Origin of the sequence: Parendozoicomonas callyspongiae, assembly GCF_023502345.1 — a bacterium.
GTDB classification, from domain to species: domain Bacteria; phylum Pseudomonadota; class Gammaproteobacteria; order Pseudomonadales; family Endozoicomonadaceae; genus Sansalvadorimonas; species Sansalvadorimonas callyspongiae.
This window is the reverse complement of record NZ_JAMFLX010000002.1, coordinates 36207-56110: the sequence shown is the minus strand read 5'-3', so window position 1 is coordinate 56110 and position 19904 is coordinate 36207. Positions and strand designations below refer to the sequence as shown.

Genomic DNA, 19904 nt, shown 5'->3' with positions numbered 1-19904 from the left:
TCATTTAGAGCCAGAGCCAGGCATTGTTAGCCCTGAAGAGTTCTCAAGCACTGGCCATCATCAGCTATCGCTTTTTCGTCAGCCTGTTTGGATTGTTTTCCGGAAATATTGGAGCAGGTTTCTCCACCTCAAAAGGATTTTTTGGTTTAAAAATTTCCTTTCTTACTTGTGACGACAGGTAGCTAAGTTCCAGAGTTTTATAAGAAATGCTGAAACGGGCCAAGCTGATATTTGTTTTCGCGACAAACTCATAACAATCCGCGTCCTGTAATTCAGGCCTATAAACCTGTTCAATACCAAGGATTTTGTCAGCAAACAGCTGACGTGGAGCTACAAAAGTTTCCTTACCCTTACCACCCTCAAACTTTATGTAAACGCCACCTCTTGCGAACTCAAACACAACGCCACCAAAAGCAGTGTTTGCTACAAAACAAAGCAGAATTATTAGACAGGCTTTCATTGTTTTTTTACCACGGAAATGCCCCCCGCATTTTCATTTATTGAGATGGCATTTCCCGCTCATAGCTGTTTCTTTTAAAAAGAACGGAGTATAGACACACCTGTCACAAGAAAAAGTTGTACAAACTCACACTTTGCAGCTCTGACAATGATCAGCTTCTTGTTTTTGTACGCTTATTTTTATGCTTACCGGCAGGTGATTTTCGGGTAGAAGACTTCCCTCTATGATTTTTCCCTTTTCGAGAAGGTTTTGGCTTCTCTTTCTGTGGCTGTTCATAAGACTCGACCGGTCGAACTTCACCATTTTCAAAATAGGGAACAGGCTCAACCTTGAGTGATTGTTTTACCAACTGACGAATCCCATCCATCAGTTTCCTTTCTTCCGGACTCATCAGGGTAATTGCACACCCTGCAGTCCCCGCCCGTCCTGATCGCCCAATACGATGAACATAATCCTGAGCAACTTTAGGAAGATCGTAATTCACGACCAGCGGCAATTGCTCAATATCTAATCCTCTGGCAGCAACATCTGTAGCCACCAGAACCTGAAACCTGTTGCGCTTAAAATCATCCAAAGTCCGTGTCCGCAAATGCTGACTTTTATCGCTGTGAATGGCTCTGGCCTGGATACCATCCTGAACCAGCAGTTCGGCAACCTTATTGGCTGACTTCTTGGTACGGACAAAGACCAGGGCTTTGTTCCAACGGCCACCATGGATGATATAGCTGAGGATTTCTGGCTTATCATGATGATCAACCGGGTAAACCGACTGTTGAACTGTTTTGGCCGCTGAGTTCTGACTGGAAACTTCAACCTTGACTGGGTGGCGCTGAAATTCGCTGGCCAGTTGTTTGATCTCTGGAGAAAAGGTGGCAGAGAACAGCAGGCTCTGGCGCTTGGCAGGAACCCCCTGCAGAATCCTGTCAATATCATCCTTAAAGCCAAGATCCAGCATCCGGTCCGCTTCATCAAGAACCAAAATGCGTAACTTGCCAAGGGATACATGTTCTTTACTGATCAAATCCAGCAACCTGCCCGGGGTGGCAATCAGGATATCAGCACCGGCTTCAAGGGCTTCTATCTGTGGAGCCATATCGACCCCACCAAATACTGTGACCGCATTCAGAGGAAGATGCTTTCCATAAGTGGCAAAGCTCTCACCAACCTGAAGCGCAAGTTCACGGGTAGGAACCAGCACCAAGGCACGGATATCCTGGCTGGCACGCATTTCAGATAATCGATGCAGCAGAGGCAGAGTAAAGCCCGCAGTTTTTCCTGTCCCGGTCTGGGCTGAGGCCATAATATCCCTTCCGGTCAATACCATCGGGATCGCTTTCGCCTGGACAGGTGTCGGTTTCTTGTAACCGGCTTCTTCCACAGCCGTCAGCAGAGGCTCTGATAAACCAAGGGATGAGAAGTCAGTCATTTTGAACAGTCAACTTTGCCAAAGAGGGGTAAAAAAGCGAGGCAGTCTACAATAAAGACCTGCTTCAATCATACGTATTTGCTGAGTTATGCCCTTCTTTTCATGCTTTCTCAAGCATTACACTCCCACTCCTCTCATTATTCAGCCCTGAGTTTAATATCTATGACTCCTGCACCAATCAAAGACACCATTACCTTTGACGATTTTGACAAACTCGATATTCGGGTTGGTACGATTACTTCAGTTTCCGAGGTTGAGAAATCCAAAAAGCTTATGAAGCTAATGGTTGATTTCGGCGACCATACCCGCTCGATTCTTGCTGGCATCCGACAGGAAAGGGAAAACCCAAAAGAGATTGAAGGTAAGCAGGCTCTCTTTGTCGTTAACCTGCCTGAGAAGAAAATGGCTGGTGAGCTGTCCCAGGGAATGCTGTTTGATATCGGTTATGCCGACGGCGTTACGCCCTGTCTGGCCATGCCGGAGAAACCGTTACCAAATGGCTCCAGGGCCGGGTAACGCATTAGATTTCTATGGATAAAGTCGCCTCCCTGCGGCTTTATCCTGATTGTTATTAAAAGTTGGACAGATATTTTTTCAGATCTGCAGCAGTCAACAGGAATACACCATGCCCACCCTGCTCAAACTCGAGCCAGGTGAAGGGGACATCTGGAAATGCCTCATCCAGCGCATAACAGCTGTTACCCACTTCAACAATCAGAATACCGTCGTCAGTTAAGTATTCAGAGGCTTCTCTCAGAATTCTGCGGGTCAAGTCCAGACCGTCATTACCAGAAGCCAGACCCAGCTCGGGTTCGTGATGATACTCATCAGGCAGGTCTGACATATCCTCAGCATCAACATACGGCGGGTTGCTGATAATCACCTGATACTTTGGTGCATCATCACCATGTCCAAGGGCTGAGAACACATCGGACTCAACCGCTTCCACCCGATCCCAAAACTCAAACTGGTCGATATTGATACGGGCCACTTCCAGTGCATCGGGAGAAATATCCAGAAGATCAACCTGAGCCTCAGGAAAGGCCATGGCACAGGCAATGCCGATACAGCCGGAACCGGTGCACAGATCCATAACCCGGGTTACTTCCGCATCACCCAGCCAGGGCTGAAAACCATTGGCAATCAACTCGGCCACCGGTGAACGGGGAACAAGCACCCTCTCATCCACATAAAATGGCATACCTGCAAACCAGGCTTTGTTCAGCAGGTAAGCGGTTGGAATTTTCTCTTCAATACGACGGCGTACAAGTATTGCCAGACGCACGGATTCCGTTGCCGTCACCCGACTGCTGTAGAAGGACGGATCAAAGTCCCAAGGCAGTTCCAGCGCCTGAAGTACCAGATGACAGGCTTCATCCCAGCTGTTATCACTGCCATGTCCGTAGAACAGATCATGTTCGTTAAAGCGGCTATAGGTCCATCTCAGCCAGTCTCCAATAGTCTGGAGGGCCGCTGTATCAGTTAATGTGTCAGAAAAGTTCCCGGACATCATGAATCCTTGCAAGACTCGCGGTAAAATCAGCAGATTATATCTTAACTGCCTGAAGTCTGTTGATTTTTCGCTGTAGCAGGTTCTTTTTATGTAACCTGGTTTCGGCAAGTTTGATCAGGCTGAGGTTAGAGAAACGGAATTCAGGATTTCCCATGGTAACCGATGACGACAAACACCTTTTTTCGCAGGAGATGAGCGGAGTCAAACCGCTGAAACAGAATAAATCTGCTGCGCCCACAACAGGTCAGAAAAAAATTCCCGAATTCACTCTCCGCCTGCGTCGCAGGCAGGCCGTGGAAGAACAAGCCGATATCGAAGATGGACTGTCAGACACTCATATCGTAGCGATTGGTCCGGAAGAATATATCGAGCACACCGGCAAGGGGCTGCAGCACAAGCGGATGAACAAGCTGCGCCATGGTCAGATTGAGGTTCGATACAATCTGGATCTGCACGGTCTCACCTTTGAGGAGGCCAGGGATATGCTGCTGCGATTTATTGCCTTTAGCAGAAACAACCATTACAGCTGCGTCCGAGTGATTCATGGCAAATCCCATAAAGCCTGGCATGGCCAGCAGGATACTATGAAAAGCTATGTGAATGCCTGGCTGAAGCAGATTTCTGGAGTACTTGGATTTGCTTCCTGCCTGCCTGTTGATGGTGGAACCGGTGCTGTATATATCCTGCTCAGCAACTCCCGGTAGATCATTGAGTTAGTTGTCAGAAGTCCGTTTCACTGATTTTGACAGATAGTTGCCTAATGTTTTAAAAGGTCAAGGATGGCCGACCGGCACTATAGGGCAAGGAGCGACTGTGTTTCAACCATTGCGGGCAGCCTCGAAATTATCCAGAATTCTTTCCGTTTCCAAACGGCCAACCCGAACCATATCTTCAGCTCGGTTAAACTCATAAAAACGACACTGATTCCTCGATATTGGCACCAGAATATCCGGTGAATAACCAGCCATCTTGTACCGGGCCAGAGATTCCTGCATCACTTCAAGAGACTGGTTAAAAATATCCAACATACCCGTTTTGACTGTTGCCTCTGCTTGCTCACAATTATCTGATTCTGAGTATTTTCTGGTGCGCCAACTCAGCTTACTCAGCCAGCGGTCAAGAATCTTCTGCTGCCTGTCTGCTTCCTGAACCGGAGTTTCACACTGCAGAACCAGTGGATTCACATCAGCATTCAGATCTACCGCGATAATCAAATCCGAATGGCTTGAGACAGTTGGTGCAATTGGCAGCGGGTTGAGCACTCCGCCATCCACCAGCGTGCGACCATTATAGTTCACTGGAGTGAATAGACTTGGAATGGCAATGGATGCCCGGATGGCTCGCAGAAGCTGGCCATCCTGGAACCAGATTTCTTTGCGGGACTCCAGATCAGTTGCTACGGCAGTAAAAGGAATATCAAGATCTTCAATACGAGTGTCACCAACCATATCGGCAATCACATCAAAAACCCGGGAACCGTTGATCACACCCGGTGTGCGAAAAGATAAATCGAGCAGCCGGATCACATCCAGGTAATTCAGTTCATGCACCCAGTCCCGGTAATCAGCCAAGCGCCCTGCTGCATACAGGCCACCGACCAGAGCTCCCATAGAGCAGCCGGCAACAGCGGCAATTTCATAACCTCGGGCCACCAGCTCTTCGATAACACCAATATGGGCATAGCCTCGAGCACCACCGCTACCAAGAACCAGGGAAACTGTTGTTGTCATTGTTCGATAACTCCCGCTATTTCTGCAGAAGTTATCGGCCATTCAGAGAGGGTTTAGAGTCCTGTGCACAATCCTGTCACAGGTAGCATATTCATGGGCAAACTCTAACTCAGCTTCACAGCTTCTGACGCTGTCGCCAATGTTTCTCGCGTGGCAACTATGGAAGGCTCTCCCGGACGTATAAACTCTATCTTTTCCCATAACTGTCTGTCCGGGCTAATTGTCATATGACATTCGTTGCCACCACAGGCTAAAGGATCTTTCTGTATTACTTTCGTTACAAAACCAGCAGCCTGGTCTACGACAGGATCTAAATGATCACAATCGGCAACAGTATACGCTCTCAAGTTATCAGGAAGTTTGAAGCTAGTTATGAGAGGTTGAACAAAACAAGTCCTTTCTGAAGGTTTTTGAGACTGGCAAACATCCGCTAACATCCTTTCATGAAGGCGACCAAACATAAAAGCTTGTGCCATATTGGGTTCGTTATAATGATTACGAAATATCTTAAGAGCTATCTGGCTATAGCGGTTTTTCCTCTCGGATACTAATGACAAATCGACATCTTCCGATATTTTTTCCCCTTCTAAACTTCTTCCTGTTCGCCGCCCGACGACAGGTTTTTTTTCTGGCTTTATGTCATGGTCTTTCCATTGGCCTTGTTGCTTAACTGAGAACAATGATATGCCTTCCTCAGTATCTGTATCTGTATCTGTGAAAGCCCTGCCTTCATGCCCACAAACTTCGGTTTCAAACATGTCCGAATGATAAAGAAAGGCCAGATGATTTATCAGAGATATTTCACTTTTGCCCTTACCATCTTCAGGAACCGGTGGGCGACAGTGGAGAGTAAGCCTCCAATTATTTTCCAGTACTGATTTTGAATCATTGCCCGGTTGAATAACCAGAGTCCCTAAATTACTCCCGCCGTAACGAAGCACGTATTGATCTGCAAATCTGGGGATGCGATGCTGTAGAGGATGCTGTGCAATATCCTTATGATCTCCCTTCCAATCACACCCTGGTACACGGCAAAAGAATGTTGTATTGGCTAATTCGCGCTTTAAGGTCATCTCATGTAAACAACGGTCTTCACTAGAAAGTTTTTCTATTTCAAATCTACATATTGGGCATGTTTTTATTTTAGGTGCACATTCATCACAAACAGCATGTTCGGGTGATCGACAAACAATTGCTGAGGTCATGTTATCAGCACATATGGGACATTCCCCGATGATGTTGCTTGGGGTTACTTGCCAATCTACACCATGAATTGAAATAGTGGATAACCCTCCAGTTGCTGCTGCTTGCATATAAGCACTCCTTTATTGTCTGATTTCCAACAATTGTCTGAATCCAGTTTTCGTGAAATGAACCTGCTTGTATATTGGAAATAAACTGGGGAGGAATAGTTCCGCCCTTCCATTAAAAATAACGCATATGTTTGGAGGTTTGACTTAAGCCGATGAGGAAAGAGTCGTAGAGACTTTTTGGCACAATATAACGATAAGGCTGGCAACCTTGCACTTTGCTATTGACTGACAGCGAGGAGCCTGTCAACCATAGCGTAGACGCGGCGGTTGCCACGTTTGATGGTATAGAGCACGTAGTATTCTTCAGCACCTTTAACTGTGCGCTTGCCCAGCATATAAAACTGGTCTCGGTCATAACCGTTTAAAATCGCTACACGGAAGATATTATTGGCCCAGAGGTTACTGGCTCCACAATCTCGGCCATCACAGGTAAAAATGGGTTTAACATCCAGCTTGTTAAGCTGGCGAATCAGGTATTGGAACACATTCTTGCTGCTGTGCCCTGAAGGCATCTGGTACAGGCGACGTTCAAGATAACCATCATTCCAGTTGGTATCATCAGCACGAACTTCATTATTAACTTTTTTCAGGCGGCTGCTGATCAGGGGATAGTTAACCGTTTCCCGGGATTCCTGGATTTCCAGACTGGAGTTGGGATAACGGGGTATTCCCTCCAGATCGCCGTCCTGTTCACCTGCACAAGCAGGAGCTGCAGCAAACAGAGCCAGACACAAACCCGCAGCTATTTTGAGATTATCTCTAAACCACACAGTTGCACCCCAGTTCTTTATGTTTGTTATACAGATTGTACCTTATCCAAGTGAGCTTGAATCAGCTTTGCAGCAGGCTCTGCTCCTTCTTCCATATGCAGATGATGATCTCCATCAAGAGTCACGATATTGATATGAAGCAACCGCGACTTATTCTTCTCCACCAGCTCAGGCAATATTCCCTGGCTGGCAACGAGTAACAGAGTCGGCATCTTGATCTCCGCCACTACCTTGCGAGCCTGATCAAGAGTAAACCGAACTCCGGCAGGTGCCAGCAGACGGGAATCTGATCGCCAGATCCAGCCACCATTGTCCTCCTTAATACCCCGGCGAACAATCAACTCGGCAGCTGCAGACGAAATGCGCCCAAACCCCATCCTCCTGGCACGGACGGCCATATCGATGGTTGGAAAATTATTCTTAGCCCGCCCCGATATTCTGGCCCGGTGTTCAACAGCACGCTTAAGCTGGCTGACAACATTTTCAACCTCACCCGGAACAGGCCACAGTCCATCAATCAGGGACAATGTCAACACGCGCTCCGGACAGGCTGATGCCAGAATACTACTGACAATCGCTCCCATAGAATGCCCCAAGAGGTGAACCTGTTCCAAATCGAGTGAGTCCATAACACTGATCACATCCGGCACATAGGACCAGATAGGATAATCAGCCCCCTGCCCCCGGTGATCAGAAAGACCATGCCCCGCCAGATCCAGAGCAATAATCCGGTATCCTTTCAGCATCGGAGCAAGAATATTGAAGCTGGCGGCATTATCCAGCCAGCCATGAAGAGCCAGCACTACCGGTGCACCTTCTTCACCCCAGCTTAATGCCGCGAACGCCTGTTCCGCAGCTTTGATGGTCATGGATTGGGGCTGTGTACCCTGGTCTTCGCTCATAACCACATCAACTGTTTTGGGATTTTACGGCCATGGTCAGGCGGGAGATACAGACCATCCTGCCCTTATCATCCATTATATTGATTTCCCAGATCTGGGTAGAGCGACCGATATGGATGGCCCGGGCTTTTCCGGTAACAAGTCCGGATGTGGCTGATCGAATATGGTTAGCGTTGATTTCCAGACCAACGCAATAGCTTCCCGGTTCGCAGGCCATATTGGCGGCCATACTTCCCAGGCTCTCAGCCAAAGCAACGCTGGCACCACCATGCAGCAGTCGCATGGGTTGAACTGTCCGGCTATCTACCGGCATGGTGCCGGAAACGCCATCATCATGGATGACGGTCACTTCCATACCTAATGCTTCACAAAGGGTGTTTCTCAGCCCAAGATTCAGGGCTTCCACGGTAAAATCCCGCTTCCAGATGGTCATATTGGTTACTGAACACTTCTTCTATTTATAACAGTGCCAGATTACCGGAGCTCATCCTCAACAACAATGGGGCAAGGCTCAATCTGTCCTCTTTTGACACACATCAGAAGAGCTGAAGCCATAACAATTCCAGCTGGAATCAACAGAAGAACCTGGCGATAGCTATCGAGGCTGACTTCAGCATAGAAACCAAGCAGCCAGCCTATAAGCGGCTGAAATAACAGGGCACCAACCATCACGCTGATGGAGTTGGTCAATGCCAGACCGGTATCAAGAGCCGATCCATTCAACCAACGTTTTACCATCATAAACGGCATCAAGTACGAAGAAGAACAGAAGCCCAGCAGAAACATCAGCGGGTAATGAAGTCCCGGGGTGATTTTGTCGTAGAGAATCACCAGGAAGGTCAGGAAGGTCAGCGCACTGCAAATATACATAATTCCACGGCTATCACCACGCTCATCGGAGATCCATCCAAGTAGTGGAGCCCCAACGGCGGCCCCAAGAAAAATCATACCGGCAAGATTACTGGCACAGTAGTCATAGCCTTGGTTTGACTCCAGAAATGGAATAGCCCACAAGGCCGCAAATGCGTTTAACACCGCAAACATCAGCCCACTATAAAGAGCGACCAGCCATACATTGATATTGGTCAGGCCATCTGAAAAGCGACAGTTGCGCCCGCAGGTATCACAGGGTCGTTTCTCTTTTCCGGGTAGAAAGGACAGGGCAAAAAATGCCAGTATTGAAATGGTATAGCCAAACCATTCAAAAACCCCCTGCCAGCCGGATGACCTGATCCCCTCCGGTATCAGAAAATCACCGATTCCAGCCCCGACCATACCAAATATTTCCGTACCGGCTGCAAACAGGCCGAACAACCGTACAGGCAGAAGCGAGCTGACGGTACTCAAAAAACAGACAATCCCCGGTGCCGCACCCACTCCCATGAGGCAACGGCCAGCCATGGCAAGCGCAGCACTATCTGCCACCGACATAACAAAACAGCCCCCAGCCATAATCAGGGTTGAAACTGCCAGCAGCCAGCGCACTCCAACCATCGAGAGAAGCCAGCCAGCAGGCACCTGCAGAAGGACATAGGGATAATAAAAAACAGAGGCCAGCATACCGACCCCAGCTTCATTCATATCCAGATCAGCCTTTAACTCAGGCACCATCAGACTGATTGATCCCTGGAGAACAAACTGGCAGGCAACAAACAATCCAACAGTCAGATACCCAACGACAGATCGCAGCCGTGTCAGTTCCCGATCGCGAAAAACATGGGTTGTTAAGGAGTGCATTCCCTTGCCTCCTTAAGAAACAGAGAGGCAATCACCGCAAGCCCTGCCATCAAAACAAGAGGTAAAAATGCAATCTGATAATCAGCCAGTGTCAGCGAGGCTGCGTTCATCGTCCGGTTATCAAGAATATGACCCAGTAAAGGCTGTAGAACCTGCCCGGAGAACAACATACAAGCATTGATAAAGGCCATGGCAATACCTAAACCGGAAGTTCCCAGAGCCCTTTTGGATGAGACAAAAGCCAGGCCATAGCATCCAAGAGTCAGGCCAAACAGGAACAGCAGTATGGCCATGACCATAAGACTGACCGGCAAGTAGAGAATGGCAAGCAGGAGTAACAGCGCTGTAAGCGCCCCAGCTATCATACAGTTCCGCAGTGAACCCCAGAAGGAAACCAGCCAGCCACTCGTTACAGTGCCTATCGCCACACCAATGAATAGCAGGGAGATACCCTGAGCCGCGAAGTCACCACAGTCAGGATAAAGGCACTGCAGATAGGGTACGCCCCACATCATGCCGAAAGCATTCACCAGACCAAAAATGCATAGTCCAAAGAACGCGCTCATCCAGAAATTCAGGGAAGAAAACATGGCGGTTGCACCGCCCCTGGCTGGCTGGTCTTCACTCTTGGCTAAATCCACAACACCTGACGGCCTGTCATAGACAACAAGGGCAACCAGAATCAAAAGAATACCGCCTATAACCGCCGACATATTCATGGTTTCACGCCAGCCAAATTCCGTAACCATCCCAGGAACAATAAGGCCACAGAGGGCTCCACCCAACATCGCCATCATCTCAATAAAGCCGACCCCAAGGGCGAACCAGCTTCTGGGAAACCAGTTATTCAGCAGGCAAAATGATCCGACAATGGCCGCAGAGCTGCCAACGCCAGTGATTAACCGCCCCACTATGGCAAATTCAATCCCTGTTGCCCTGGCTGCCACCACTGAGCCCAGACAGAGCAGCCCAACACCAGCCAGGAAGCTCCAGCGCACGCCCCACTTTTCAACCAGCCAGCCAGCAGGAATCTGCATCAAAACGTAGGAATAAAGGAGAGAACTGCCCAGGAGTCCCGCCTGAGTACGGGTTAAAGACAGGTCGCTGATCAGCTCATTAACCATAAATGCGGGCGATGCCTGCAGAAATATTTGAAACAGGCAATAGAGAGCGCCTACCAGAACAATAAGGCAGCCCTGCAAAGTCACTTGTGACCGGTAATTTTCCATACCCCGTCTCCTGCATTCCTGTCGTCCCGCACCAGTAGGGACACCCATACGAAAGCCCCGGAAAGAAAGGAGTTTCTTTAACCGGAAGCTGGTCTTTCAGGGAAAAGGGCATGAAGTATAGAGAGCGATCCCTGCCCCTGCTGCCATGGGCTAAAAAATATATTTCTGCCACCCACTGTCTCTATAAGACATTGGTCTGCAGAAAAGGTTCGCAGGGATTGGACTTTGGTAATGAAGGGAAATTCAGGGGGTGAAAATTCGCTGCAGAGATGCCATTCCAGCAGCAGGAAATTCCATTTCCAGCTCGGCTATCATCGCTGTGCTGAAAGGAATCCCCATATTGGTCACTCCGTCTGTCAGTAAGCCTGTCAGACGTGAGACTAAAGGCATATGGGCTACCAGAAGAACGACCCCGGTCTCCGGCAGGGCATCAATAACGGGCTCCGGGGGCAAGTCCGGAGTGATCAGTCGGGAAGTGATAATCTCCGGCCCGTTAATGACCGACTGCACAATTCCAGCTGTCTGCTGGGCCCTTTTATAGGGGCTGGCAAGAATGGTTGTCAGTTCATATTTACCAAGCTGTTCAGCGACTGTTCCGGCCTGGTTCTGCCCGAAAGGAGTTAGAGGGCGCTCAGCATCACTGTCTGCCCAGGGTGCCGCCTCTCCATGGCGCATCACAAATAACTTCATCACTCGTTTTGTCCCGATCTTCACATCCGGTTAGCTACGCGCAGCTTACTGCGAATGCTGGCTGCGTCAAATGATTTTTCCATAACCACCGGGACTCACTTTTTGAGCAATGAAGAAGCAGATCATTTATTACTCGCTCTTATTCTCACTCACATCAGCAGGCCAGTCTGAAAACGGATAAGGCTTCAACTCACTGTTAAAGGTCAGAAACCCGGCTATCTGGTAGAGATAACGATTCAAACCTTTAGTGAAATCGAGCAAATTCGCGTTAGGACTTCCGGAAAGAAGAGTGATGACCGCCTGAATCACTGCGACAAAGAGTACCAGTGCAACTACAAGGTGGCCTGCCAGCCAGAACAGAACCATATAGATCAGACGAATCCATGCCGATTCAGACATAAGGTTCTTTTTTACATCCTGCTTATCAATATTATCCATTATTATTCCCCTCCCTTAGCGGGGTAGAAACGGGAAATGCTCAAACTTTTGATACCACAGAGCACTTCCGCAAAATTCTCTTAATTCGCTGGCGGCCGCACAGAAAACTCCACGTCTGTTTTCTGTTCCCGCATCATCATGGTGCTGGTCACTTCACGAATATCCTGACCTTCCAGAATGATGGCATAAAGACCATCAACAATGGGCATATATACACCTTTTTCCCGTGCCTTGTCCCTTACCAGGGATAAAGTATTGACCCCCTCTGCCACCTGCCCAAGTTCCTGCTCAGCCTGCTTCAGGGTTTTCCCTTCACCAAGCGCGTAACCGACCCGGAAATTCCGGCTGAGTTTGGACTCACAGGTTACAATCAGATCCCCGACTCCGGAAAGGCCAAGGAAGGTCATCGGGTTGGCGCCCATGGTCACGGCAAAACGACTCATCTCTGCCAGACCGCGGGTAATCAGCATACTCCGGGTGTTGTCTCCCATGCCTAGTGATGTCGCCAGACCTGCCACAATGGCATAGATATTTTTCAGAGCCCCGCCCATTTCGACACCATAACGGTCATGGTTGGAATAGACCCGGAAATAATCACAGTGGAGAATGGTCTGCACAGCCTGGCACAGCTCATCGTCCTCACTGGCAATCACTGTTGCTGTGATGCACTTGGCCATAATTTCCTTGGCCAGGTTGGGACCGCTGAGTACCCCGATTCTTGCACCCGGCACTTCCTGATGGAGAATGTCGGTCATCAGGTCAAACGTACCGGCTTCAACGCCCTTGGTGGTACTGATCACCAGTTTGCCTTCAGCCCTTCCTTTCAGGCGTTTGACCACGCTGCGAAACGCTTTACTGGGAATGGCAACAATGATGAGGTCCGCACCATCAATCGCTTCGTCGAAATCACTGGTCGCGGTAATTTTCTCGCTAACCTCGTATTCGGGCAGGTAGCGGGTATTGATATGGGCACGGTTCATGGCATCGGCCTGCTCCTTCGAGCGCATCCACTGGCGGACCGTATGCCCTTTTGTCGCAGTAATATCAGCCAGAGCCGTACCAAAGCTCCCACCACCCAGCACAGCCACAGTGCAGTGATTTGAAGATAATGAACTGGTCATTCCATTCCGTCACAATTTTAAAACAATGCCTATCATACACTACCCTGATGAACGATAAATCGGGGAAGAGCTGGTTGGTTGAATAGCAGCGATGAATACCAAAATACGGAAAACGGCTTATATTGAGGTGGCTTACATTTAGGTAATTGTGTCGCGACATGTTGCCGAACTGTAGTGAATTTGTTACAAAGCCGCGTTCCCTCATTAATTCATACTCAGTCGAATGGTATAGTCGCCACTGACCTGAGCACTCAGAGGGTACTCAACGGACGTAGCCTGGCTGATTCAGGATTGATGACTGGCCATTGATTAATGCTTCCTATAATGGACTATCTTCCCGCCCAGTCTCCCAGGCACGACCTGACCGGAATATATGATGAATAAACACAGCTATAGCCGAGATGAATTGCTGGCATGTGGCAAGGGCGAGATGTTCGGCCCTGGCAATGCCCGTCTCCCACTCCCCAACATGCTGATGATGGATCGCATTACTAAGATCTCATCTGAAGGTGGAGCCTACGGTAAGGGCGAAATTATCGCCGAACTGGATATCAACCCTGACCTGTGGTTCTTTGACTGCCACTTTGAGGGTGATCCGGTTATGCCTGGCTGTCTCGGCCTCGACGCTATGTGGCAGCTGGTCGGATTCTACCTCGGCTGGCTGGGCAGCCCCGGACGCGGACGCGCACTGGGCAGCGGTGAAGTGAAATTCACCGGACAGATTCTTCCAACCAGCAAGCTGGTTACCTACCGTCTGGACCTGAAGCGGGTTATCACCCGTAAACTGGTTATGGGCATCGCTGACGGCAGCGTGTCCGTAGACGGCCGGGAAATTTACACTGCAAAAGATCTCCGTGTAGGTCTTTTCACTCGCACAGATAACTTCTGATACAGGTTCACCAAGATATGAAACGCGTTGTTGTTACTGGCCTCGGCATTGCTTCCTGTCTGGGCAATGATGCCGAATCCGTAACGGACTCCCTGCGGGAAGGTCGTTCCGGCATTCGCTTTAACGAATCCTACGCAGAGAAGGGTTTCCGCAGCCATGTGTCCGGTACTGTCGATATCGATTTCTCTGAGCACATTGATCGCAAGACCATGCGCTTTATGGGTGATGCTGCAGCATACACCTTTATCGCCATGAAGCAGGCTATTACCGATGCAGGCCTCACTGAAGAGCAGGTTTCCAACCCTCGCTCCGGTCTGATCGCAGCTTCCGGTGGTGCTTCTACCGCCAACATCGTAGAGAGCACCGACACTCTGCGTGAAAAAGGCGTGAAGCGCATTGGCCCTTACCGTGTCACCCGTACCATGGGTAACACTGTATCCGCCTGTCTGGCCACTCCTTTCAAGATCAAGGGTGTGAACTACTCCATCACATCCGCTTGTGCCACCAGTGCTCACTGCATTGGTAACGCCATGGAACTGATTCAGCTGGGCAAGCAGGACATCGTTTTCGCCGGTGGTGGTGAAGAAGAGCACTGGTCCCAGACGGCCATGTTCGACGCCATGGGTGCCCTGTCTTCCAAGTACAACGACACGCCTGAAAAAGCATCTCGTGCTTACGATGCCAACCGTGACGGTTTCGTTATCGCTGGTGGTGGTGGTGTCCTGGTTCTGGAAGAGCTGGAACACGCTCTGGCCCGTGGTGCCAAGATCTACGCAGAGATCACAGGTTACGGTGCAACTTCTGACGGCTACGATATGGTGGCACCTTCCGGTGAAGGCGCTGTCCGCTGCATGCAGCTGGCCATGTCCACCATCAAGGGGCCAATCGACTACATCAACACTCACGGTACCAGTACTCCGGTTGGTGATGTTGCCGAACTGGGTGCGATTCGTGAAACCTTTGGCGACGACTGTCCGCTGATTGGTTCCACCAAGTCCCTGAGTGGTCACTCTCTGGGTGCGGCTGGTGTTCACGAAGCTATCTACAGCCTGCTGATGATGCAGAACAATTTCATTACCGCATCTGCAAACATCGAAACTCTGGACGAGAAGGCAGAAGGTCTGCCAATCGTTGTTGGTGAAAACAAAGAGAAGAAGCTGAACCGGATTATGTCCAACAGCTTCGGCTTTGGCGGCACCAATGCTTGCCTGGTGTTTGACCGCTTTGAAGGTTAATGCCTGACTGGGCAATTGAATAAAAGAAAGGGAAGCTTATGCTTCCCTTTCTTTTATTCAGGATCGGTATTATTAAAAGCCTTTACATCTGCTCTAATGACGAACAATTCCCTGCATTGCTTTAATAAACCTGTCGTAAGCATTACTCTTCATATTAAGCCAGAACTCCTTCCAGCCAGTATTGCTTCCAAACATGCTCACTAATTCCTGAGCAATTTCATCTTTACCAAGATGCGTAAACTGAGTCAGAAATTCTGCTGCCTGGGGAATAGCTGTCGGGCCATGAAAAGCTACAGGAATATCTGCAAAGTGATCTATCAAGTGCCGCATTTCCTGCTGATGGACAACCTTCGTTTTCCCAAGAGCCTCTTTCATTGATGTCAGATCTTTTTGTAACACCGCCAAATAATTGTTACGCATCGCGCGCCATTCTTCATCAGAACAAACACGACGAACTTCTTCCATCATTTTATTCTTCTGACAAAGAGTCGGTTCAACCAGTGCACTCTCATCTTGAGTTCTGCGCCTTAAATCATTCAGCCTTCCCTGGTATTCATCCATTTCATAATTATGCTGCCGCACATGCATGTCATACAGCCAGTTCACGCCTGCCTGAATTGATTGCCAGCCTTCAGCTGGCATTTCCGGCAGAAAGCGTTCAACAACCATTGTTACTTCTGCGGCTTTATTGGCAGTTTTCATCAAATCATTACTACGTTTCAGATCAGCTTTGAAGTCCTTATCTGAAATATTATCCACCCTGAGGGTGTAGATATTACGCCCTCCCAGAATATCCTTAGCCTCATCGGTATAGGTTCCATCCGGATGCAGAAGCGGATAAACCTGTCGGGACTGTCCGTCAATTATGATAAAACGCCCGGTCGCCTTAGACCTTACCATGTATAAGACATGCCCCCCCCCGCCTTCCTTACTGGTTTTCAGCAATATATATCGGGAGCCATTCAAAGCTGCAGGACCATCGTTTGCTGGATTTGGTTGTTTAGCCATCCCCTCTGCAGCTGCAGCCCTAAAATCATACAAACCTTCAAGGAAACTACTGAAATTTCCAGCCTGATACTTTGGCAAGTTCCAACAAGCTACAGGGGTGGGATCACCAACTTTAACATTCATATCGAGCTGCTGCATAACACCCACCACCTGCTGATACCCCAGACCTCGCATGAAGTGTTCCATGGAGTTTGCAAAGCTCTGGCAGTTTGAGTTGCCATGAGACTGAGTTTCATAGAGCTCCTGTACTGCTCTTCTATATACACCCAGCTCACGTACTTCTTCTTGAGATAATTTGGTAGGTCGGACTGGTGTGGTTCCTCTTAACTGCCCATCAAGGTCACGCCATTGTGTACTGGGAACACCATTTGTCAGCTGTCGCCATGCTTCTTCTCTGGAGGGAATAATTCCAAAGCGATATTTCTGCAATATTTCATTATTACTTTTTTGACGTATATATTCTTCTGGCGTCATAAACACGGCCATTTCATCTGTTGCCTGATTGACCCTCGCCAGCTCGGCCTCATAAGTCACATTGGTTTCACCATGAGCAAACAACTCTTCAGTGAGCGGCTGGTCATAGTGAGGTTTTCCAACACTGCGGACTTCCTGCAGCCCTTGGTAAACCTGATCCAGGTTACCGATTTTAGGTATTAGTTGAGGATTGGGTTGCCCTGGCTGTGCTTCAGGCTGTCTGGCTGTGGTTCTATCCCGACTCGACTTACCACCACCAACAGGCTGGGACTGCTGCCCGAACGTGATTTTATTTGACCTTTTTTCAGAGCTCGGCTTATTCATTACAAGTTTCTGTAACTCATGGGATGCTTGAAAAGCCTTGTATTCATTCCAGCCTTCAGTCAGTTCACGAACACTCGTACTATCTATTTTTCGATCTAAAAGCCTTTGAGAATAAATCTGAGCAAAGGAAGCATAAGGCAACTTTGATCCATATCTCTCCATCTTCAGGAAAATCACCAGATCTTCACGCAAACTCTGTTTTCCCCACTCACCCTGAGGAATATCCTTTAGCAACTCAGTCAGCTTTTCAGGCTCGACTGATAGATAATATTCTTGAAGATAAGTCACAACTTCAATTCTGGCCTTTTGATAATTTGTAACAGCCTGGCTTTGCTGGAAGGGGTTTCCTGCCGGCACTCCCCTCCCTGATGAACTCTTAAGACCTTCAGAATCATTTGGTTTTAGAAATCTGGTACCAGCTGGAGCTGGAACTGGGGCTGGAGTTACAGCTGGCTTTAGTGGAGCTTGAAGGCCCTTCTGCGGATCATCAGTACTCTGAAACGTTGCCACCCAGTCACCATCGAACTCATCAAACTTTGGTACCTGTGGAACCGGAGGGTGATCATGAGTGGGAGCTGCGCGCCTTGGCTCTGGAGAAGGAGATCTGGCAGGCGGCTGATATCTATGGATTTGAGGCTGAGGCTTAAACGATTCAGGATCATCATCCCAGCCCCAGTCGTCATCAGGAGGGTTGTGGGTCGTCGGCCTTGAAGGCTGACCACCCTGACTAGGTTTAGGCACAGGAGTCACGCCCCGCCGATCAAGATCGGTTTTAGGTGCATCACCTTCCGCCTTGTTCTTGCCAGCAAGAATTACCCTTATCGGTTCAACAGCCTTACTGACAGAGCGTCCAACATACTTTACTGCACTCCAAGCTGCCCTGAACGGATAGGTACAGGCCCTAAAAACCATCCGTGGTATAGAAGTACTGCCATTAACATCACTCATGATTCTCCTCCCTGAGAACGCACCTTAACAGCCTGGGGTAACGCCCACCTGCTGGAAGGAACGGGTAATCATCCTGTCATCTATTCCATCAACCTGGGCAGCCTGCTTAACACCACAGGCCGCTTCCGAAAATGTTGTTGTCGTCGTCCAGTAGAGCATATTGGCTCGAACCATCAGGGCAAATGCCGCACGGACATCACCATTCAGTCCTTCGACGATATTGACAAAGGCCCGGTTCATAACACCACTGCCTTTGTGAACGATATAACTTTGCCGTTTGTCAGAAGAAATCTGCTGAGAGGCTGTTAAAACATCATTCCAGCTTCGATCACATCCAGCGACCCGGCTTTCACACTCTGCAGAGCTATAGGCTGAAGGGTCGTACATAGAGCGCATGGCAAAACTGCCCTTTGATATCCGGTCGCCTATACGCCAGTCGATCCCGGACGTTCCAATAACAGTCTGGTAGGCTGTGTTGCTGATCTGCTTGAGGTAATATTCCGCTGCAATAGCGGCCATATCTGAAAATGCTTCATTGATGGCACCGGACTGGTTGGCATAGAACAGACCAGAATGCTGGCTGGTAAAGGCATGACTTAACTCATGGGCAACAATGGTGACCGACACCAACGGGTGATAGCTGTAACCCCCATCGCCAAACGCCAGATAGGTTCCATCCCAGAAGGCGTTTTCATAATTCTGCCCCACATTGACCAGTACCAGAAGCTGCTTCTGATTGCCATTTGGCCAGGCCAGAACCGGTGTCTGGTACCATCCCTTAAACATTGAAACGACCATATTGGTAAAGACATAGGCATCATTACCAGGAGACCAGGCACCATTTACCGGGGCTCCTGTATTCTGATCACAGTAATAACTGATAGGGCTGGGATTGCTGGAGATTCTCCAGCCATTGTTCATCGAGATAACTTTGACATTGGAATTACCCAGCTGACAGGTGTTATTGGTTTTGGTGACCTCCATATCCGGGATTGTTCCCTGGCCAAACACGTACTTGCCGGTTTTCCCATTGCCCCCGGGCCCCTGATCCTTATAAAGAACCTGTACATTATCCCAGTATTGGAAAATCTCATTATTTTCCGCAGCAATCATATAGTGCGGCCACATCTGTCGACCATCTTTGGGCTGTACCCGGAAATTCACCCGGTACGCGACCCTGGCCTTTTCATCACTGTCGATCCAGACCACCGGCTGGGTATCGATATTATCAACCTGTCCTTTGACTCCAGCCCTGCCAGCAAAGTCATCCTGGGCAAAGGCTGCAATGCTATTGCGAAAGTTCTCGCTTAAATACTCTTCCGGCACCGGAATTCTGATCTTTCTTGTGACCTTGCCGGTAAACACCGCCTTGTCATAGCCGGCTTTGTCGACAGGACCCTCAAAATGGCCAACAACACTGCGCCCAACAACTTCTAACCCTTTGAAATACTGGGAATATCTGACATAACGCTTATTATCCACGCTAAACCTGCGGGTCTGCACCAAGGCATTTTCAACCTGACCGACTTCAATATCGCCACTGGCATCATCCACCAGAACGAACTCTTCCAGAGAGCTGATATCTTCACCAGTTAAAAGGTCATCATCAATAGCCAGAACCTGAAGCGGCAGAAGCAATAATGAAGCAAGAACAGCAAGACTCCATTTAAAATTTGGAGAAGTTGGCATAGGTCATC

19 protein-coding genes are annotated in these 19904 nt (G+C 48.9%); 4 read left to right on the top strand and 15 right to left on the bottom strand.

Annotated elements, in window-relative coordinates:
• Positions 1-64: 64 nt before the first annotated feature.
• Both M3P05_RS01715 and M3P05_RS01710 read right to left on the bottom strand, forming a co-directional pair.
• Positions 65-460: a hypothetical protein gene (locus M3P05_RS01715; RefSeq protein ID WP_249697507.1), complete on the bottom strand. Its 396-nt coding sequence runs from the start codon at positions 458-460 to the stop codon at positions 65-67.
• 151 nt (positions 461-611) lie between these two features.
• Complete coding sequence (locus M3P05_RS01710; protein WP_249697506.1) at positions 612-1886, bottom strand: DEAD/DEAH box helicase; 1275 nt, start codon at positions 1884-1886, stop codon at positions 612-614.
• A gap of 162 nt (positions 1887-2048) precedes the next feature.
• On the opposite strand from M3P05_RS01710, the gene M3P05_RS01705 reads away from it, so the two are divergent.
• Entirely contained in the window at positions 2049-2402 is a 354-nt protein-coding gene (locus M3P05_RS01705; protein ID WP_249697505.1) for a hypothetical protein, read from the top strand.
• A 55-nt stretch (positions 2403-2457) separates the two neighbouring features.
• Here the strand turns inward: M3P05_RS01705 and prmB are convergent, their stop codons facing one another.
• Entirely contained in the window at positions 2458-3399 is a 942-nt protein-coding gene (prmB, locus tag M3P05_RS01700) for a 50S ribosomal protein L3 N(5)-glutamine methyltransferase (protein ID WP_332841988.1), read from the bottom strand.
• Positions 3400-3551: 152 nt separating this feature from the next.
• On the opposite strand from prmB, the gene M3P05_RS01695 reads away from it, so the two are divergent.
• Positions 3552-4103 (top strand): Smr/MutS family protein, encoded by a 552-nt coding sequence (locus tag M3P05_RS01695; RefSeq protein ID WP_249697504.1) that lies wholly within the window; start codon positions 3552-3554, stop codon positions 4101-4103.
• Between the two features lie 114 nt (positions 4104-4217).
• On the opposite strand, the gene M3P05_RS01690 is transcribed toward M3P05_RS01695, so the two are convergent.
• From M3P05_RS01690 to M3P05_RS01645, 10 genes are all read right to left on the bottom strand, one after another.
• Positions 4218-5129, bottom strand: a complete 912-nt coding sequence (locus tag M3P05_RS01690) for a patatin-like phospholipase family protein (RefSeq protein ID WP_249697503.1) — start codon at positions 5127-5129, stop codon at positions 4218-4220.
• A 104-nt stretch (positions 5130-5233) separates the two neighbouring features.
• Entirely contained in the window at positions 5234-6442 is a 1209-nt protein-coding gene (locus M3P05_RS01685) for an RING-HC finger protein (RefSeq protein ID WP_249697502.1), read from the bottom strand.
• Between the two features lie 218 nt (positions 6443-6660).
• Positions 6661-7212 carry a DUF4892 domain-containing protein gene (locus M3P05_RS01680; RefSeq protein ID WP_249697501.1) on the bottom strand — a complete coding sequence of 184 codons (552 nt, stop codon included), beginning with the start codon at positions 7210-7212 and terminating at the stop codon, positions 6661-6663.
• 26 nt (positions 7213-7238) lie between these two features.
• The gene (locus tag M3P05_RS01675) at positions 7239-8114 is read right to left on the bottom strand and encodes an alpha/beta fold hydrolase (protein ID WP_249697500.1); all 876 of its coding nucleotides are present in this window, start codon (positions 8112-8114) and stop codon (positions 7239-7241) included.
• 7 nt (positions 8115-8121) lie between these two features.
• Positions 8122-8547: a hotdog fold thioesterase gene (locus M3P05_RS01670; protein ID WP_249697499.1), complete on the bottom strand. Its 426-nt coding sequence runs from the start codon at positions 8545-8547 to the stop codon at positions 8122-8124.
• 41 nt (positions 8548-8588) lie between these two features.
• On the bottom strand, positions 8589-9851 hold the full coding sequence (locus M3P05_RS01665; protein WP_249697498.1) for an MFS transporter: 1263 nt from the start codon (positions 9849-9851) through the stop codon (positions 8589-8591).
• A complete protein-coding gene (locus M3P05_RS01660; protein ID WP_249697497.1) occupies positions 9839-11080 on the bottom strand; it encodes an MFS transporter in 1242 nt (413 codons plus the stop codon). Before M3P05_RS01660 ends, M3P05_RS01665 begins: the two co-directional genes overlap by 13 nt.
• A gap of 243 nt (positions 11081-11323) precedes the next feature.
• Complete coding sequence (gene sixA / locus M3P05_RS01655) at positions 11324-11770, bottom strand: phosphohistidine phosphatase SixA (RefSeq protein WP_249697679.1); 447 nt, start codon at positions 11768-11770, stop codon at positions 11324-11326.
• 129 nt (positions 11771-11899) lie between these two features.
• The gene (locus tag M3P05_RS01650) at positions 11900-12208 is read right to left on the bottom strand and encodes a DUF4389 domain-containing protein (RefSeq protein WP_249697496.1); all 309 of its coding nucleotides are present in this window, start codon (positions 12206-12208) and stop codon (positions 11900-11902) included.
• Positions 12209-12288: 80 nt separating this feature from the next.
• Positions 12289-13329: an NAD(P)H-dependent glycerol-3-phosphate dehydrogenase gene (locus tag M3P05_RS01645; protein ID WP_249697495.1), complete on the bottom strand. Its 1041-nt coding sequence runs from the start codon at positions 13327-13329 to the stop codon at positions 12289-12291.
• A 373-nt stretch (positions 13330-13702) separates the two neighbouring features.
• Between M3P05_RS01645 and fabA the strand changes: the two genes are divergently transcribed.
• Both fabA and fabB read left to right on the top strand, forming a co-directional pair.
• A complete protein-coding gene (gene fabA / locus M3P05_RS01640) occupies positions 13703-14218 on the top strand; it encodes a 3-hydroxyacyl-[acyl-carrier-protein] dehydratase FabA (RefSeq protein WP_249697494.1) in 516 nt (171 codons plus the stop codon).
• A gap of 17 nt (positions 14219-14235) precedes the next feature.
• Positions 14236-15453 carry a beta-ketoacyl-ACP synthase I gene (gene fabB, locus M3P05_RS01635; RefSeq protein ID WP_249697493.1) on the top strand — a complete coding sequence of 406 codons (1218 nt, stop codon included), beginning with the start codon at positions 14236-14238 and terminating at the stop codon, positions 15451-15453.
• A 93-nt stretch (positions 15454-15546) separates the two neighbouring features.
• Here fabB and M3P05_RS01630 read toward each other — a convergent pair whose 3' ends face one another.
• Both M3P05_RS01630 and M3P05_RS01625 read right to left on the bottom strand, forming a co-directional pair.
• Positions 15547-18207 carry a hypothetical protein gene (locus M3P05_RS01630; protein ID WP_249697492.1) on the bottom strand — a complete coding sequence of 887 codons (2661 nt, stop codon included), beginning with the start codon at positions 18205-18207 and terminating at the stop codon, positions 15547-15549.
• A 24-nt stretch (positions 18208-18231) separates the two neighbouring features.
• Complete coding sequence (locus M3P05_RS01625; protein WP_249697491.1) at positions 18232-19896, bottom strand: M4 family metallopeptidase; 1665 nt, start codon at positions 19894-19896, stop codon at positions 18232-18234.
• Positions 19897-19904: the final 8 nt, after the last annotated feature.

Coding starts and splice junctions, on each gene's coding strand:
- M3P05_RS01715 (WP_249697507.1), bottom strand. CDS start 460: ATGAAAGCCTGTCTAATAATTCTGCTTTGTTTTGTAGCAAACACTGCT.
- M3P05_RS01710 (WP_249697506.1), bottom strand. CDS start 1,886: ATGACTGACTTCTCATCCCTTGGTTTATCAGAGCCTCTGCTGACGGCT.
- M3P05_RS01705 (WP_249697505.1), top strand. CDS start 2,049: ATGACTCCTGCACCAATCAAAGACACCATTACCTTTGACGATTTTGAC.
- prmB (WP_332841988.1), bottom strand. CDS start 3,399: ATGATGTCCGGGAACTTTTCTGACACATTAACTGATACAGCGGCCCTC.
- M3P05_RS01695 (WP_249697504.1), top strand. CDS start 3,552: ATGGTAACCGATGACGACAAACACCTTTTTTCGCAGGAGATGAGCGGA.
- M3P05_RS01690 (WP_249697503.1), bottom strand. CDS start 5,129: ATGACAACAACAGTTTCCCTGGTTCTTGGTAGCGGTGGTGCTCGAGGC.
- M3P05_RS01685 (WP_249697502.1), bottom strand. CDS start 6,442: ATGCAAGCAGCAGCAACTGGAGGGTTATCCACTATTTCAATTCATGGT.
- M3P05_RS01675 (WP_249697500.1), bottom strand. CDS start 8,114: ATGAGCGAAGACCAGGGTACACAGCCCCAATCCATGACCATCAAAGCT.
- M3P05_RS01670 (WP_249697499.1), bottom strand. CDS start 8,547: ATGACCATCTGGAAGCGGGATTTTACCGTGGAAGCCCTGAATCTTGGG.
- M3P05_RS01665 (WP_249697498.1), bottom strand. CDS start 9,851: ATGCACTCCTTAACAACCCATGTTTTTCGCGATCGGGAACTGACACGG.
- M3P05_RS01660 (WP_249697497.1), bottom strand. CDS start 11,080: ATGGAAAATTACCGGTCACAAGTGACTTTGCAGGGCTGCCTTATTGTT.
- sixA (WP_249697679.1), bottom strand. CDS start 11,770: ATGAAGTTATTTGTGATGCGCCATGGAGAGGCGGCACCCTGGGCAGAC.
- M3P05_RS01650 (WP_249697496.1), bottom strand. CDS start 12,208: ATGGATAATATTGATAAGCAGGATGTAAAAAAGAACCTTATGTCTGAA.
- M3P05_RS01645 (WP_249697495.1), bottom strand. CDS start 13,329: ATGACCAGTTCATTATCTTCAAATCACTGCACTGTGGCTGTGCTGGGT.
- fabA (WP_249697494.1), top strand. CDS start 13,703: ATGATGAATAAACACAGCTATAGCCGAGATGAATTGCTGGCATGTGGC.
- fabB (WP_249697493.1), top strand. CDS start 14,236: ATGAAACGCGTTGTTGTTACTGGCCTCGGCATTGCTTCCTGTCTGGGC.
- M3P05_RS01630 (WP_249697492.1), bottom strand. CDS start 18,207: ATGAGTGATGTTAATGGCAGTACTTCTATACCACGGATGGTTTTTAGG.
- M3P05_RS01625 (WP_249697491.1), bottom strand. CDS start 19,896: ATGCCAACTTCTCCAAATTTTAAATGGAGTCTTGCTGTTCTTGCTTCA.